Annotated in this window: 13 protein-coding genes; 6 read left to right on the forward strand and 7 right to left on the reverse strand. The window is 66.9% G+C overall.

What is annotated here, in order from left to right:
• Window positions 1–249: 249 nt before the first annotated feature.
• From GGR44_RS04760 to GGR44_RS04790, 7 genes are all read right to left on the reverse strand, one after another.
• Entirely contained in the window at window positions 250–3051 is a 2802-nt protein-coding gene (locus GGR44_RS04760) for a DUF3857 domain-containing protein (protein ID WP_246344318.1), read from the reverse strand.
• A gap of 177 nt (window positions 3052–3228) precedes the next feature.
• Window positions 3229–3765, reverse strand: a complete 537-nt coding sequence (gene rpsI, locus GGR44_RS04765) for a 30S ribosomal protein S9 (RefSeq protein ID WP_183954334.1) — start codon at window positions 3763–3765, stop codon at window positions 3229–3231.
• Window positions 3765–4244 (reverse strand): 50S ribosomal protein L13, encoded by a 480-nt coding sequence (gene rplM, locus GGR44_RS04770; RefSeq protein WP_183954335.1) that lies wholly within the window; start codon window positions 4242–4244, stop codon window positions 3765–3767. Before rplM ends, rpsI begins: the two co-directional genes overlap by 1 nt.
• A gap of 131 nt (window positions 4245–4375) precedes the next feature.
• Window positions 4376–5188: a hypothetical protein gene (locus GGR44_RS04775; protein ID WP_183954336.1), complete on the reverse strand. Its 813-nt coding sequence runs from the start codon at window positions 5186–5188 to the stop codon at window positions 4376–4378.
• Window positions 5164–5472 carry a divalent-cation tolerance protein CutA gene (cutA, locus tag GGR44_RS04780; RefSeq protein WP_183954337.1) on the reverse strand — a complete coding sequence of 103 codons (309 nt, stop codon included), beginning with the start codon at window positions 5470–5472 and terminating at the stop codon, window positions 5164–5166. Before cutA ends, GGR44_RS04775 begins: the two co-directional genes overlap by 25 nt.
• A complete protein-coding gene (locus GGR44_RS04785; protein WP_183954338.1) occupies window positions 5469–6515 on the reverse strand; it encodes a COX15/CtaA family protein in 1047 nt (348 codons plus the stop codon). The genes cutA and GGR44_RS04785 overlap by 4 nt, the downstream gene beginning before the upstream one ends.
• Before the next feature lie 64 nt (window positions 6516–6579).
• Window positions 6580–7356 carry an NUDIX hydrolase gene (locus GGR44_RS04790; protein ID WP_183954339.1) on the reverse strand — a complete coding sequence of 259 codons (777 nt, stop codon included), beginning with the start codon at window positions 7354–7356 and terminating at the stop codon, window positions 6580–6582.
• A 288-nt stretch (window positions 7357–7644) separates the two neighbouring features.
• On the opposite strand from GGR44_RS04790, the gene GGR44_RS04795 reads away from it, so the two are divergent.
• Genes GGR44_RS04795 through GGR44_RS04820 form a run of 6 tightly spaced genes read left to right on the forward strand, consistent with a single transcriptional unit; the run spans window position 7645 to window position 15306 of the window.
• Window positions 7645–8808: a bile acid:sodium symporter gene (locus GGR44_RS04795; protein WP_183954340.1), complete on the forward strand. Its 1164-nt coding sequence runs from the start codon at window positions 7645–7647 to the stop codon at window positions 8806–8808.
• A complete protein-coding gene (locus GGR44_RS04800; protein ID WP_183954341.1) occupies window positions 8805–10148 on the forward strand; it encodes an AtzE family amidohydrolase in 1344 nt (447 codons plus the stop codon). Before GGR44_RS04795 ends, GGR44_RS04800 begins: the two co-directional genes overlap by 4 nt.
• Entirely contained in the window at window positions 10145–11482 is a 1338-nt protein-coding gene (locus GGR44_RS04805; RefSeq protein WP_183954342.1) for an NCS2 family permease, read from the forward strand. The genes GGR44_RS04800 and GGR44_RS04805 overlap by 4 nt, the downstream gene beginning before the upstream one ends.
• Window positions 11482–12411 (forward strand): 5'-methylthioadenosine/S-adenosylhomocysteine nucleosidase, encoded by a 930-nt coding sequence (locus GGR44_RS04810; RefSeq protein WP_183954343.1) that lies wholly within the window; start codon window positions 11482–11484, stop codon window positions 12409–12411. Before GGR44_RS04805 ends, GGR44_RS04810 begins: the two co-directional genes overlap by 1 nt.
• A 7-nt stretch (window positions 12412–12418) precedes the next feature.
• Entirely contained in the window at window positions 12419–14002 is a 1584-nt protein-coding gene (locus GGR44_RS04815; RefSeq protein WP_183954344.1) for a gamma-glutamyltransferase family protein, read from the forward strand.
• Window positions 13996–15306 (forward strand): allantoate amidohydrolase, encoded by a 1311-nt coding sequence (locus tag GGR44_RS04820; RefSeq protein WP_183954345.1) that lies wholly within the window; start codon window positions 13996–13998, stop codon window positions 15304–15306. Before GGR44_RS04815 ends, GGR44_RS04820 begins: the two co-directional genes overlap by 7 nt.
• Window positions 15307–15310 lie beyond the last annotated feature (4 nt).

The raw sequence follows: 15310 nt of genomic DNA on the forward strand, positions 1-15310 counted from the left end.
ATGAGCGGCCGGTTTCAAGGATGAGAATCATCTGGCGGAATGACTAAGTTTGATCGCTACCCGCCATATCCCTGCTGCCGTCATCCTGACGAAAGTCAGGATCCATTGGCTCAACTTTTCGCAGGGTCGTGTCCGTTGCGCCAATGGATCCCGGATCAAGTCCGGGATGACGATGGAGAGATGTCGGTTCCGGGGTTGACCGTTGCGCTGGTGCTCGGCTCCCGGCCATCCGCAACGCCCCCACGCGCCCTATGGCTTGATGCCATAACGCGCATATTGCGCATCCACCTTGGGATCGATCCGGCGGGCAATCGTCAGTTCGGCGTCGCCCTCCGCCGTCCGTCCCATGCGGCGGAGCACGATGCCGCGCATATAGCGGCTGGCGTCCTTCCCCGGTTCCTGCGCGACCACCACGTCCAGATCGCGCAGCGCATCGTCCAGCCGCCCCAGGCGGAACCACAGCATCGCGCGGCTGTCGAGCGCCGCCATGCTGCCCGCGCTCGTCTCGACCGCCTTGGTGCAATCCTCCAGCGCGCTGTCGATCTGCACGTTGCGCGATCCCTTCACCCAGCATCGTTCGTTGAACAAATGCGTCTGGCCCGGCTTTTCCGCGAGTTGGGCGGAGATGATCTCTATGGCCTGCGCCGGGTCGCCATAGGTGCCGAGCAACGACGCCTTCAAACTTCGATAGCTGTCGCGCTGGTCGCCGCCGATGGCGATCTTCTGGTCGACCAGGCTGGTCGCCTCATCCAGCTTGTTGCCCTCGGCCAGATAGGTGGCGATCGCCCCGATGGCTGCCGACGAAGCAGGATCAAGCTGCCGCGCCATCCGGCCATCGGCCAGCGCGCCGGGCAGATCGCCGGTCTGGAAACGGCGATAGGCCCGCTGGAGGTAAAGGTCGGCGCTCGGCTCGACCTCTATCGCCTTGTCGGTATCGGCCAGCGCCTTCTTATATTCGCCAATGCCCCAATAGAAGTTCGCTCGGCTTGTATAGCCGTGGACCTTTTCGGGATCGGCGGCGATCGCCTTGGCGAAGGTCGCTTCGGCCGCCTTGCTCTGGGACCAGCCGGCAATCGTCGCGCTGGCGGAATCCCACAGGAAACTGGGCTTGGCCGGTCCCACGACATAGGGCGACTGCGCCTGCACCATGGCCAGCGCATCGCGCTCGCCGGGCGCCTTGTCAGCCGCTATCTCCGCGCCTGTCGCGTCGAGCCGCTCGTCCATCTCGACCACGCCATCCTTCAACGCGATGGTGCGGCGGACATCGAAACCGGCGACATTGCGGCTCAGGCTCTCGCCGGCTTCAACGCTATAACCCTTGCCGCCCTGGGGCAGGCGCAGGCGCAAACGATAGCGCACGCCCGATGGCGCGGGCGTCGCCACGGGAACCGACAGCCAAGCGGGGCGCGCGCGATCCGGCTCGAAATTGATGTCGGGGACCAGCTTGGTGAGGCTTCGGCGGTAACGCCGGTCCTTCATCTGCCAGGGCGTCGTCGTCACGCCATGTCCCTTCAGGGTCACGGTGGCGGCGGCATTGTCGATGGCGACGCTGACGGCGCTGAACTGGGCCGTACCGATCTGCTGCGCGAAAAAGCCCTGGATCATCTCGTCGCGTTGCTTGGCGTCCATCCGCCCCAGCGCACTGTTGATCATCTGGGCCGCGCGGCCGCGCACAATGGCGGTGGCGTCGAAAACACTGGGCAGCTTCTCATGCCCGCTTTCATCGGCATCGACGAACATGTCCACCATCGGCCGCGCGTCGGCATGGGGGATGATCGGCATCAGGTCCGCCCCCGCCATCCGCACCGGCAGTACCGATCCGAAACGCGGCGTATCGTCCAGATCCTCCAGACGGCTGCCCAGTCCGGTGCCGTCGAGCCACAGCGAACGCCCGTCGATCACCGCGCGCACCAGCACATGGTCGAACGCGGCGGCGCTCGGCAGCCGTTCGGGCACGAAATCGCCCATGCCGGAATTGGCCAGCACCGGCTCCGCCTCTATGCCCAGGCCGCGCAGCAGCGCCAGCAGCAACAGCGTCTTGGCCTTGCAATCGCCATAGCGCAGCGTCCAGGTGTCGGCGGGCTTTTGCGGCGTGTAATTGCCACCATTCATGCTGACCGCCAGATAGCGGACATGATCCTGCACCAGTTGCAGGGCGGCGGCGGCCTTTTCCCGCGGCGATCCAGACAGCGCCTTCAGCTTGTCCAGTTCAGCGGCCAGCGGCGACCCGTCGGCAATCAACCCGTCGGTGGCGTAAAGCGGCGCCATCGTCTTCGACACGTCAGCCCAGGTGGCGAAGGTCGACAATTCGACCAGCGGCGGATGGGTGAAACGGACCGGGGCGTCGGCAGGCATTTCGGGTTGCTTGACGATCGGCAGCGCCAGGTTGAGTTCGGTAAAGCCGCCCTTCTTCTGCGGCTTCGCCGCCACGCCGGTGGCCAGCACTTTCCATTGCGCGGTGGCGTCGTCCGCCCACTGCATCCGGATGCGGCCAAAGCCCAGACGCAATGGCGCGGCGGGCAGCAGTTCGACATTCTGGACATGACCGTTCAGCGCGGCATCCTTGCTGGTCGTCGAATAGCGCAGGCGCACGATGTCGCCGACGCGCACGCCCTGCACCGCCATCGTCGCGGTCAATATGCCGTCGATCTGCAAGGATTCCAGCCGCTGCTCGCGGCGCAGCACCTCAAAGCGCTTTTCGCCCGCCAACGCGTCGATCACCTCTTCGCCGCGCTGGATCGACAGTTCATGGATGATGAGGTCGCCCTTGTCCGGCAGCCAGGGCAGGGTCAGCGACGAAAGCTGCGTCAGTTCCTCGGCCGATCCCGCGCGGGTGGCGACATCGGCATAGGACCACAGCACCCCCTTTTCGATGCGGATCTGGCTGTCGAGGATCATCATCGACGGCGGATCGCCGGCGGCGGGCAATGTGGGCATCGCCGCCTTTTCGACCCAGCCGGGCGCGGCCTGATACAGCGGCGTTTCCCCGGCAAAGGCGGGCGCGACCACCATCATCGCGGCGCTGGCCGCCAGCCATCCCAATTTGCTCATATATAGGGGTCGTCCTGTCATGCGGGGAAATGCGTCAGGGCAAGGCTATGGCATCCGACACGACCACTCAAGAACAAGTCGTACGGGCATGTACGAAAGTCAGTCTTCCCGGTCAGGCGCAAAGAAAAAGGGGCCGGAAAACCGGCCCCTTCCCAAAAATCGTCGTTCGTCGGCGAATTAACGCTTCGAGAACTGGAAGCTGCGGCGAGCCTTGGCCTTGCCATACTTCTTGCGTTCGACGGTGCGGCTGTCGCGGGTCAGGAAACCTTCGGCCTTGACCGCGCTGCGCAGCGCCGGTTCATATTTGGTCAGCGCCTGGGCGATGCCGTGCTTGACCGCACCGGCCTGACCCGAAAGGCCGCCGCCCTTGACGGTGCAGATAACGTCATACTGGCCTTCGCGGTCGGTGACGCCGAAGGGCTGGTTGATGACGAGGCGCAGCGTGGGGCGCGCGAAATAGACTTCCTGATCGCGGCCGTTGACCGTGATCTTGCCGGTGCCGGGCTTCACCCACACGCGGGCGACGGCGTCCTTGCGGCGGCCGGTGGCGTAGGCGCGGCCCAGGCTGTCGATTTCCTGCTGGCGCAGGGGAGCGGCAGGGGCCGAAGGCGCGACCGGAGCGGCGGCTTCGCCGGCTTCGGGAGCGGCGACGGGCGCCGGGGCGTTGGCGGTCAGCGACGCGAGGTCGGACAGGGACTGGCGGTTATCGGACATTATGCACCCACCTTGTTCTTGCGGTTGCGCGACGCGAAATCGAGCACTTCGGGGTTCTGGGCTTCATGCGGATGCTCGGCGCCCGCAAAGATGCGCAGGTTGCGCATCTGCTGGCGGCCCAGCGGACCACGGGGGATCATACGCTCGATCGCCTTTTCCAGAACGCGCTCGGGGAAACGGCCTTCCAGGATCTTGGCGGGCGTGGTTTCCTTGATGCCGCCGGCATAGCCGGTGTGCTTGTAGTAAACCTTGTCGGTCAGCTTCTTGCCGGTGAACTTCACCTTCCCAGCGTTGATGATGATGACATTGTCACCGCAATCGACATGGGGGGTGAAGCTCGGCTTGTGCTTGCCGCGCAGGATGTTCGCCACGGTCGAGGCGAGACGACCGACAACCAGGCCCTCCGCGTCGATCAGCAGCCATTTCTTTTCGACCGTCGCCGGGGTCGCCGACTTGGTGGTCTTCATCAGCGCCTTCATGGTGCCAATTCTCCAGAATGAAAAAGGAACCGGCCACCCAGGGGCGACCGGAAGATGCGCGCTAATGACGATTCGAGTGCGACAAGTCAAGGCTTGGCGCGGCTTTGCTGACGGGTATTATGATACCATTGTCAGAAGGCGGACGTGATCGTCCGCCGCTCGCGCAGTTCCACCGTCCCCAATTTCAGCGCGCGATCCTGCCGCTCGATCAACCCGGTTCGCGCCGACACCCGATAACGCATGGCGACGCTCACGCCCTCTCCCGCCAGATTTTCGCTGATGTCCAGCGCGTCGCCATCGCGGCCCATGACAGCCACGCTCCCCCTGACCGGCGCCGGGCGGCCCAGCGGCGCGCCAGCCACGGTCGACACGCCCCGGCCCGCGCCATCCTCGACCACCGCGCCTGCAAAGAGCAGCATGGGCCGCACCTCCCCGGCCAGCAGGTCGATCCGGGCATCGGGCGAAAGCGCGTCGAACAAGGCCAGCACATTGCGCGCCGCCCGCCATGGCGCGCTATCGGGCTTTTCGCGGGCAGCCATCCGGTCCAGCCCGGCCCGGGCCTTGCTCCATACCGCGTCCAGATTGTCGAGCGCAGTGATGCGCCCGCTCCGGTCGACGCGGAAATCATGGGTCACGTCCAGCAGGGGCGACAGCGCCGCCATATAGGACGCCGCCATGTCCGGCGGCGCATCGCTGTCGATCCGGGTCAGCGTCATATGCAATATATAGCCATCGCCCGCCCGCTCGAAACGCAACCGCCGGTCGCTGACGAAACGCCTTTCCTCCCCCGCAATCGGCCGCAATTGTTCGATATGATAGAGAAGGTCTTGCCCGACCGGCGGCGCAAAGCCGATGGCGATGGTCCCGGCGCGGGCGGGAACAGCCGCCGCGCACAGCAGTATCGCTGGCCACAACGCCCTCAACCGGCCTGCCCCGACACCCATTGCGCAAAGCCGGGCGTTGCTTCGGCGTCCAGCGCAACAATCGCGGGCACATCATAATCATGGAGTTCGCCAAGCCGCGCCACCAGCGCCGCCCGGCGATCCGAACCCGTCTTGAACAGCACGGGAAATTCGGTCTGCCGCTGCATTTCGCCCTGCCATTCATACAGGGATATGCAGGGCGCCAGCATATTGGCGCAGGCCGCCAGCCGCTCCGCCACCAGTCGTCCCGCCACCCGCTCGGCCGCCTCCGCCGACCCGAACAGCGTGTAGACAAGCTGGATCATCCCTGCCGCACCCGCCCGATGGCGTGCGCCCCCCAGGCCGCCGTTGCGACGACGATGGCGCCGACCGCCTGGTGCAGCACCGCCAGCCATAGCGCGATGCCGCTCATCACCGTGGCGATGCCCAGCAGCACCTGCGCCCCCACCGCCGCGTTGATCGCGATGGACGCGCCCCGGCTCCCCGCCGCCTTCGCCCGGCGCGCCAGCAGGATCAGCATTGCCGCCGCGACCCACGCCCACCAGCGGTGAATGAAGTGAACGAGATAGGGATCGCTCGACAGCGTCGACCACAGCGATCCCATCCAGCTGATCCCCTCCGGGACCAGATGATCGTTCATCAACGGCCAGTCGCTCGCCACATAGCCCGCATCCAGCCCGGCGGTGAACGCGCCGAACAGCAATTGCACGGCCAGCGCCGCCAGCGCGATCAGCGCAAAGCCGGTCAGGCGCGCGGGCCTGGCGCGGGTGCGGGCGAAGTCGGCAAGGTCGAGCGCGGTCCAGATCAGCCCGCCGATGATGAACAGGGCGGTCAGCAGATGCACGGCCAGCCGGTAATGGCTGACATCGGTGCGCACCGACAGGCCCGACTTCACCATCCACCAGCCGATCGCCCCCTGGAGCCCGCCCAGCGCCAGCAGCGCCAGCAGCCGCGCGCCATAGCCCGGCGGCACCTGCCGCCGCCATGCGAACCAAGCGAGCGGCAATGCGAAGGCCAGGCCGATGACCCGCCCCAGCAGCCGGTGAATCCACTCCCAGAAAAAGATGAACTGGAAATCCGAAAGGGTCATGCCCCGGTTGATCTGCTGATATTCGGGTATCTTCTGATAGGCTTCGAACGCCGCCATCCATTGCTCACGGGTCAGCGGCGGGATGGCGCCGGTAATCGGCTTCCATTCGGTGATCGACAGGCCCGATTCGGTCAGCCGGGTGATCCCGCCGACAACGACCATGCAAAACACCAGGAAGGCAACGGCCAGCAACCAGCGGGACAGGGCCAGAGGGCGCGGCGCGGCGGCGGGCGGGCGGCTGAAAAGAGGCAAGTCCATGGCCGCTCCCTGCGCTTCGCCGCCAACAATGACAAGGGGGAGAAATGCTCCGAATCAGGACCGATCAACCGCGCTCAACGCCGTCCAGGGCCTGCGATGTGACCGGATAGCCCAGATGTGGCGGAATGCACAGATGGCGCACGCCATCGCGCTCCTCGATCCAGGCGGTCACCTTTTCGACCGGAATCGCATGGGCATGGGCGGCGATCGAGTCGAAATCGTCGAATTGCGCCAGTCGCTCCAGATTGCGACGCGTGGGAAATATGATCTGCCCATCCCCTGCATCGCAATCCTCAAGGATGGCCGCGGCGCTTCGCCAGAACAGGCGGACATTTTCGGTGCCATCGACGCTGGCCTCCTGGTCCAGCGGCGCGCGGGCAACATAGAAGCGCGTGTCAAAGGCGCGGGACGGATCGTCGCCTGAACGGCCGCTGGGTTGCCACCGCGCAAAGGGCACCAAGGTCGTCAGGTCGAGAGACAGGCCGTGCGCCTTTACTTCGCTTGCGAAGCTCGTCCCACCGACCATGGCTTTGCGCATGGCCAACAAGCGGGCGCCGCCGAAATCGGCCGGAAAGCCAACACCCAGGCCGCTTTCCTCCAGCGTCTCGCGAATGGCGGCGACCCGCGCGACGGCATCCTCCATCGCCAGACCATGATCGATGGAAGCGGCCAGTTCATGGTCGGCATCGTCCACACGGCCGCCGGGGAAAACCAGTGCGCTGGCGGCAAAGGCCATCGTCGCCGCGCGTTCCATCATCAACAACTCGGCTGCGCCATCGGCACGATCGCGCACAATGACCACGGTGGCTGCCGGCCGGGCGGATAGGTCGGGATCGGGCATGACGTTCAGCCTTTGCCATGGGAAAGGGCCCGCGCAAAGCCCGGACAAAAGGAACCCCGCCGGAGCAAGCTCAACGGCGGGGCCGAGGTTCAGGGAGGGTCGCCCGTCAAAAGGGGGTAAGCCGGGCGACGGCCCTTATATGACGCGGCAAATATGAACGAAATCTGACGACGAATGTCAGAAAGCGGACAGGTTGATCGGGCGCGCATCAACCGCTCTCATTTTTGCAACGATCCGTCCAAGTCATTCTATTGGATAGATCGGGGAAGGCCGGGCATAAGGGCCGCCATGGCGCGCCCGTCCATCGCTTCCCTTCGCATCGATCCCTTCCTGCCCTGGCTGATCGGCACGGTCGTCGCCGCGTCCTTGCTGCCTGCGCGCGGGCAGGCGGCGCAGGCTGTCGACATATTGGCGGACATCGCCATCGCCCTGCTGTTTTTTCTGCACGGAGCGAAATTGTCGCGCGCCGCCATTCTTCAGGGCGCCGGGCACTGGCGGCTGCACCTGATGGTGCTCGGTTCGACCTATATGCTATTCCCCGCCGCCGGAATCATCCTGTTCGCCCTGTTGGGCAACGCGATCGATCCGGTGCTGTTGTCGGGCATCGTCTACCTCACTTTGCTCCCTTCCACCGTGCAATCGTCCATCGCCTTCACCGCCATGGCGGGCGGCAATGTCGCGGCGGCGGTGTGCAGCGCGTCACTGTCCAACCTTCTGGGCATCATGCTGACGCCTTTGCTCGTCGGCCTTGTGATGCAAGTCGATGGCGGCGGACTCTCCTCGCTTCACTCGATCCAAACCATCGCCCTGCAACTGCTCGCGCCGTTCGTGGCGGGCCATGTGCTTCGCCCGCTGATCGGCGGCTTCATTGACCGCAACAAGGGGATGCTGACGCCGGTCGACCGGGGATCCATATTGCTGGTTGTCTATTCAGCGTTCAGCGCGGCGGTGGTCGGCGGCATCTGGACGCGGGTGAACGCTGTCGACCTTCTCATGCTGCTGGGCTTGAGCGCCGTCATCCTCGCCTTCATCATGGCCGCCAACATGCTGATCGCCCGCTGGGCGGGGCTGGCGCGGGAGGACGCCATCGTCCTCCTCTTCTGCGGATCGAAAAAGAGCCTGGTGTCGGGCGTTCCGATGGCCGGCGCGCTGTTCCCGCCCGCGCAGGTCGGCATGCTGGTGCTGCCGCTGATGATTTTTCACCAGTTGCAGCTTTTCCTCTGCGCCGCGCTGGCCGGACGCTTTCGACGCCAATTGGACGAAGCGACAAAGGCGACAAGCATCCCCGCCATCCCGACCCTGCCCCAGACAGAGGTGGAGATCGCCGAGGCCGCTTGCGCGATCGGCATGACCATCCCCCCGGCCTGCATGGCCGGGGTCGTCGCCAACATGGCCCTGCTGGATCGTCATGCGGCCATCTTGCTGGCTCCCGCGGAGGATGCAGCCGCATGATGAACGCCATCGCCATGGCCGCGGCGGTGCGCGAGGGTCGCGCGACCGCCACCGAGATTCTGGAAAATTGTCTGGCCGCCATCGACGCCCATGCCGAGCCGCTCTGCGCCGTCACCCGCCTGCTGGCCGACAGGGCGCGACAGGAAGCGGCGCAGGTCGACGCCATGATCGCAGCGGGCCAAGACCCCGGCCCGCTGGCGGGCGTGCCCTATGGCGTCAAGGATCTGTTCGACGTCGCTGGCCTGCCCACCACCGCCGGTTCCAGCCTCTATGCCGACGCGCCTCCGGCAAGCGCGGACGCAGAGGCCATATCCCGCCTGCGCGCGGCAGGGGCGGTGCTGGTCGCAACGCTCAACATGGACGAGTTCGCCTATGGCTTCGCCACCATCAACGCCCGCCATGGCACGACCCGCAACCCGCACGGCCTATCCCGGCTGGCGGGCGGATCGTCGGGCGGATCGGCCGCCATCGTCGCGGCGGACCTGCTGCCCTTCTCGCTGGGGTCGGACACCAACGGTTCCATCCGAGTCCCCGCCAGCCTGACCGGGCTTTATGGCCTCAAACCCACCCATGGCGCCCTGCCCATGGGCGGCGTTTTCCCCTTTGCCGACAGTTTCGACGACATCGGCCCGTTCACCCGCTCGGCCGCGGACATGCTGGCCGTCTGGCAGGTGCTGGCCGGGGTCGAAGCCCCCCCGCCGCCCGCTTCTTTCCGCCTGGCCCGCATGGGCGGGCGTTTCCGCGACAATATCGACCCGGATCAGGTCGCCGCCATCGACGCAATCGCCCCCGACAGCCCGATGCTGGAGCTGCCCGACATCGCGCGGGCGCGCTCCGCCGCCTTCCTCATCACCGCCTATGAAGGCGGGGCGCTGCACCGCGATGCGCTGGCCAGCGACGCCATGGCCTTCGACCCGGCGACGCGCGACCGGCTGATCGCCGGATCGCTGCTGCCGCGCGCCCTTTACGACAAGGCGCAGGCGTTCCGCGCGACCTTCCGCGCCCGGATCGTCGACCTGATCGCCGACCATGACGTGCTGCTGGCCCCGGCCACGCCCTGCGTCGCGCCAACAGTGGACGACCCGCGAATCCTGATCGACGGCGCGATGGCGCCCGCGCGCGCGGACCTGGGCATTCACAGCCAGCCGATCAGCTTCACCGGCCTGCCCTCGCTCGCCGCGCCGCTGCTGCGCCCCGGCCAATTGCCGCTCGGCCTGCAACTGATCGGCAAGCCGGGCAGCGAAGCCATGTTGATTTATTTTGCCGCTATGCTGGAAAGGCAAGGGCTGGTCGGCGCGTCGCCGCCAGCGGCCATGGCGGCGCAGGGGGACATGACATGACAGAGGCTGAGGCGGGGCGGCTCGACCGCTATTTCGCATTATCGAAACGGGGCACGAGCGCACGAACAGAGGTGCTGGCCGGATTCACCACCTTCCTGACCATGGCCTATATCGTGCTGGTCAACCCCGCGATCCTGAGCGCGGCGGGGATGCCGGTCGCCTCGGTCGCGGCGGCCACCTGCTTCGCCGCCGCCTTCGCCTCCATCCTCATGGGCATGACCGCCAATGTGCCGCTGGCGCTGGCGCCGGGCATGGGCCTCAACGCCTATTTCGCCTTCACCGTTGTCGGCCAGATGGGCGTGCCATGGCCCGTGGCGCTCGGCTGCGTGTTCGTTTCGGGCGTCGCCTTCCTCGTCCTGACGCTGACGGGCGTTCGGCAACTGATCGTGTCGGTCATCCCGCCTTATCTGTTCGCAGCGGTGGCGGGCGGCATCGGCCTGTTCATCGGCTTCATCGGCCTGAAAAACGCGGGCATCATCGCCAGCAACCCGGCGACCTTCGTGGCGCTGGGCGACCTCAAAGCGCCGGGCGCGGTGCTGGCCCTGTTCGGCATGCTGGTGATCGGCGCACTCAGCGTGTGGAACGTGCGCGGCGCGATGCTGATCGGCATCGTCGCCACCACCATCGCGGGCTGGCTGTTCGGGCAGGTCGAGGTGAAGCCCGAACCCTATAGCCTCGACGCGCTGACCGGCACCGCGTTCCAGCTTGACCTAGCGGGCGTGTTCGGCCTGTCGGGCAGCCATGGTCTGGGCCTTGTCGAAATCCTGTTCGTTTTCCTGTTCGTCGACCTGTTCGACAATATCGGCACATTGGTCGCGGTGACGAAGCGCGCCGGGCTGATCGACGCCGCCGGAAAAATCCCCGGCCTCAACCGCATATTGATGACCGACGCGGTCGCCACCATCGTCGGCTCCATGGCGGGGACCAGCACCGTCACATCCTATGTCGAAAGCGCGGCCGGCGTGCAGGCGGGCGGGCGCACCGGCCTAACCGCCATTGTCACCGGCATCCTCTTTCTCGCCACCATGTTCGTCGCGCCCTATGCCCAGTTGGTGCCGCTGGCGGCGACCGCGCCCGCGCTCATCATCGTCGGCGGCCTGATGCTGCTGCCGCTGACCGAAGTGGAGTGGGAAGACCCGATGTCGGCCATCCCCGCCTTCCTGACCGTGGCGATGATCCCGCTGACCTTCTCCATCGCCAACGGCCTTGCCTTTGGCATCACCGCCCATGCCGCGCTCAAGCTCGTGCGCGGCACGGCAACGCGCAAGGACTGGTTCCTCTTCATCCTCGCCGGGCTGTTCGTCGTTCGCTTCATCTGGATGGGAGCCGCCTGATGCGCCGCATTTTGATCCTCGCCGCCGCGCTCATCGCGCCGCTCTCCGCCGCGCACGCGCAAAAGCTGGACGAGACGCCGCGCACCGTGCTGATGACCGCCTATTATCCCGAATGGAATGCGCTGGAGCCGTCGATCGACGATCCCCAGAAGCACCAGATCAACGGCATGACCTTCCTGACGGGCGCGATGGCGGGCAAGCCCGTGCTGCTGATGCAGAGCGGCGTTTCGATGGTCAACGCCGCCATGAACACGCAACTGGTGCTCGATCATTTCAACGTCAAGCGCATCGTCTTTTCCGGCATCGCGGGCGGCGTCGACCCGGTGCTCAACATCGGCGACGTGATCGTGGCCGACAGTTGGGGGCAATATTTGGAAGTCTCCTTCGCCCGCCGCACCAGGAAAGGGTATGAGCCGCCCGAAAAGATCGACCCGGAGGCGCCGCTCAACTGGAACTTCATGTTCCCGCGCGGCGTGCGCGTGGGCAGCGCCACGCAAGCGCCCAGCCGCCATTATGTCTTCCATGTCGACCCCGCCCTGCTGACGCTGGCGCGGCAGGTGGCGCCGCAGGTGGCGATGGAACGCTGTGTCCCCGCCAGTGAAAAGGCGCTGCCCGGCTCCGAACTCTGCCTGCCCAGAACGCCCAAGGTCGTGGTGGGGGGCACGGGGGTCAGCGCGGGCGTCTTCGCCGACAACGCCGCCTTCCGCATCTACTTGCAAAAGGCATGGAACGCCCGGCTGCTCGACATGGAATCCGCCGCCGTGCTCCAGGTCGCCTATGCCAACAGCGTGCCCGCCATCGCCTTCCGCAGCCTGTCGGACCTGGCGGGCGGCGACCGGCACAAGAATATGGAGGATACGTTCGAGCATCTCGCCTCGGTCAATTCCGCCCATGTCGTCCGCGCCTTTGTCGCGGCGCTGCCGGATTGATAGGCCGATGCTGACGACCGTGACCAGCGCGAACGGGATGGCGACATCGCCCCATTTTCTGGCCTCCCGCGCTGGGCGCGATGTGCTGCGCGACGGCGGCAATGCGGTCGAGGCCTGCGTCGCCGTCGCCGCGACACTGGCGGTCGTCTATCCGCACATGACCGGCATGGGCGGCGACGGTTTCTGGGTGATCGCGGAGCCGGACGGCCGGGTGCATGGCGTCCATGGCTGCGGCGGCGCGGCGGCGAGCGCCGACCTGTCGCTTTATGCGGGGCTGGATGCAGTTCCCACGCGCGGGCCGCTGGCGGCCAACACTGTCGCGGGCACGATTTCGGGCTGGGCAGCGGCGCTGGAGAGTGCGGGCGGGACGATGCCGCTCGAACGTCTGCTGCGCGACGCCATCGCTCATGCCAAGGCGGGCGTCGCCGTCACCGCCGGGGGCGCGGCCATCGCGGCGGCCAAGGGCGGCGAACTGCGCGGCCAGCCTGGCGCATGGGCGGCGACCTTCGAACCCGAAGGCCGCCCGCTGGTCGAGGGCGACATGCTGCGCCAGCCCGCTCTGGCGCAAACGCTGGAGCGGCTCGTGGCCGAGGGGCTGGACAGCTTCTACACCGGGGCCCTCGCCGCCGACATCGCCGCCGATCTCGCCGCGTTGAGCAGCCCCGTCTCCGCCGCCGACCTTGCCGCCCATGCCGCCACCCGCCCCGCGCCGCTGCATGTGCCGATCGCGGGCGCGATCCTCTACAACAGCGCGCCGCCGACCCAGGGCTTCGCCTCGCTCCTGATCCTCGCCCTGTTCGACCGGCTGCGGGACAAGGGCGCCGCCGACAGCTTCGCCCATGTCCATAGCGTGGTGGAGGCGACCAAGCAGGGTTTTCTGCTGCGCGACGCGCATGTCGGCGATCCCGCTTACCATGATTATGATTATCAGGGCCTGCTCGACGATCCCGCCGCACTTGACGCGCTGGCGGCGCGGATCGACCCGGCCCGCGCCCTGCCCTGGCCCCAGCCCACCCAATGGGGCGACACCTGCTGGTTCGCGGCGGCGGACAAGGACGGGCGCGTCGTTTCCTGCATACAGTCCACCTATTTCGAATTCGGATCGGGCATCGTCCTGCCGCGCACCGGCATCACTTGGCAGAACCGGGGATCGAGCTTTCGCCTTGCGACAACCGGCTGGAACGCGCTCAGGCCCGGCCGCAAGCCCTTCCACACGCTCAACCCCGCGCTCGCCCGGTTCGACGATGGCCGCACCATGGCCTATGGCACGATGGGCGGCGAGGGCCAGCCCCAGACGCAGGCGGCGCTCTTCACCCGCTACGCCCATTATGGCGTGGACCTCCAGCAGGCGATCAGCCGCCCGCGCTGGCTGCTTGGCCGCACATGGGGCGAACAGAGCCTGACGCTGAAGCTGGAGGACGGTTTTGACGAAGGGATTTACGCGGCGCTGGCGGCGGCGGGCCATGATATCGAGCGTATCGGCCCGCTCACCGCGACCATGGGCCATGCCGGGGCCATCGTCCGCCATGCCGACGGCCGTCTGGATGGCGCAACCGATCCGCGCAGCGATGGCGAGGTCGCTTCATGGTGAGCGCCCTGCCCCCCGGCGGCGCGCGCGCGGTGGCGCGATGCGACATGCTGGGCGCAGCGCCCTATAGCGACATGGCGGGCGGCCTCTATCGCGCCTATCTGACGCCCGCCTATGCCGCCGCGCAACGCGCATTGACGGAATGGATGGAGCAGGCCGGGATGACCGTGCGCCTCGACCCCGCCGCCAACCTGATCGGCCGTTATGAGGGTGCGACGCGCGACGCCCCCGCTTTGCTGATCGGCAGCCATATCGACAGCGTGCGCGACGCGGGCCTTTATGACGGGCCGCTGGGCGTCATGCTGGGGATCGAGGCGGTCGACGCGCTGAACCGCGCCGGACGACGCCTGCCCTTCCCTATCGAGATCATCGCCTTTGGCGACGAGGAAGGCTCCCGCTTCCCCGCCGCGATGCTGACCAGCCGCGCAGTGGCGGGGGTGCTGGAGGCTGATGCGCTGGAGGTGGCGGATCGCGACGGCGTCACCCTGCATGACGCCCTGGCCTCCTTCCGTCACCCCAGCGAAGGCTGGGGTCTCATGCCTCGAAACGCAAAGACCCCAGCCTTCGCTGGGGTGACGGATTATCTGGCGGCGCGCCGCGCACCGGGCGCGACCCTCGCCTATCTCGAAGCGCATATCGAACAAGGTCCGGTGCTGGAGGCGAAGGGCCTCGCGCTCGGCACGGTCACCGGCATCGCCGCGCAACTGCGCCTGTCCGCCATCGTCACCGGACAGGCCAATCATGCCGGCACAACCACCATGGCGCTGCGCCGCGACGCGCTGACCGGCGCGGCGGAAATGATGCTGGCCATCGAAGGAATCGCGCGCGACGACGCCTCCGATCTGGTGGCGACCGTCGGCCGGATCGAGGCGCTGCCCGGCGCGCCCAATGTCGTGCCGGGCGAGGTCCGCTTTTCCATCGACATCCGTTCGGGCGACCCGGCCCGCCGCGACCGCGCGGCGCAAGCCATATTGGTCGCGCTGGAGCATGTCGCCTCGTCGCGCGGGCTGGCGGTCGCTGTCGAACAGGTCCACGATCTGCCCGCCAGCCCCTGCGACCCGGCGCTGATGGACATGATGGACGCCGCGCTGGCCGATGCCGGCCATCCCCCCTTCCGCCTCGTGTCCGGCGCGGGGCATGACGCGATGGCGATGGCTGCGCTGTGCCCCACCGCCATGCTCTTCATCCGTTGCCGCGCGGGCATCAGCCACAACCCCGCCGAGCATATCGACCCGGCCGATGCGGAAGCCGCATTTCAGGCTATGCTGGGCTTCATAAGAAAATTGGGAGAGTCCGTTGCCGCTTGATCCG

The organism is Sphingobium fontiphilum, from assembly GCF_014196635.1.
GTDB classification, from domain to species: domain Bacteria; phylum Pseudomonadota; class Alphaproteobacteria; order Sphingomonadales; family Sphingomonadaceae; genus Sphingobium; species Sphingobium fontiphilum.

What these genes read in the sequence shown, in the direction of transcription:
- GGR44_RS04760 (WP_246344318.1), bottom strand. Translation starts at nt 3,051, where the DNA reads ATGAGCAAATTGGGATGGCTGGCGGCCAGCGCCGCGATGATGGTGGTC.
- rpsI (WP_183954334.1), bottom strand. Translation starts at nt 3,765, where the DNA reads ATGTCCGATAACCGCCAGTCCCTGTCCGACCTCGCGTCGCTGACCGCC.
- rplM (WP_183954335.1), bottom strand. Translation starts at nt 4,244, where the DNA reads ATGAAGGCGCTGATGAAGACCACCAAGTCGGCGACCCCGGCGACGGTC.
- GGR44_RS04775 (WP_183954336.1), bottom strand. Translation starts at nt 5,188, where the DNA reads ATGGGTGTCGGGGCAGGCCGGTTGAGGGCGTTGTGGCCAGCGATACTG.
- cutA (WP_183954337.1), bottom strand. Translation starts at nt 5,472, where the DNA reads ATGATCCAGCTTGTCTACACGCTGTTCGGGTCGGCGGAGGCGGCCGAG.
- GGR44_RS04785 (WP_183954338.1), bottom strand. Translation starts at nt 6,515, where the DNA reads ATGGACTTGCCTCTTTTCAGCCGCCCGCCCGCCGCCGCGCCGCGCCCT.
- GGR44_RS04790 (WP_183954339.1), bottom strand. Translation starts at nt 7,356, where the DNA reads ATGCCCGATCCCGACCTATCCGCCCGGCCGGCAGCCACCGTGGTCATT.
- GGR44_RS04795 (WP_183954340.1), top strand. Translation starts at nt 7,645, where the DNA reads ATGGCGCGCCCGTCCATCGCTTCCCTTCGCATCGATCCCTTCCTGCCC.
- GGR44_RS04800 (WP_183954341.1), top strand. Translation starts at nt 8,805, where the DNA reads ATGATGAACGCCATCGCCATGGCCGCGGCGGTGCGCGAGGGTCGCGCG.
- GGR44_RS04805 (WP_183954342.1), top strand. Translation starts at nt 10,145, where the DNA reads ATGACAGAGGCTGAGGCGGGGCGGCTCGACCGCTATTTCGCATTATCG.
- GGR44_RS04810 (WP_183954343.1), top strand. Translation starts at nt 11,482, where the DNA reads ATGCGCCGCATTTTGATCCTCGCCGCCGCGCTCATCGCGCCGCTCTCC.
- GGR44_RS04815 (WP_183954344.1), top strand. Translation starts at nt 12,419, where the DNA reads ATGCTGACGACCGTGACCAGCGCGAACGGGATGGCGACATCGCCCCAT.
- GGR44_RS04820 (WP_183954345.1), top strand. Translation starts at nt 13,996, where the DNA reads ATGGTGAGCGCCCTGCCCCCCGGCGGCGCGCGCGCGGTGGCGCGATGC.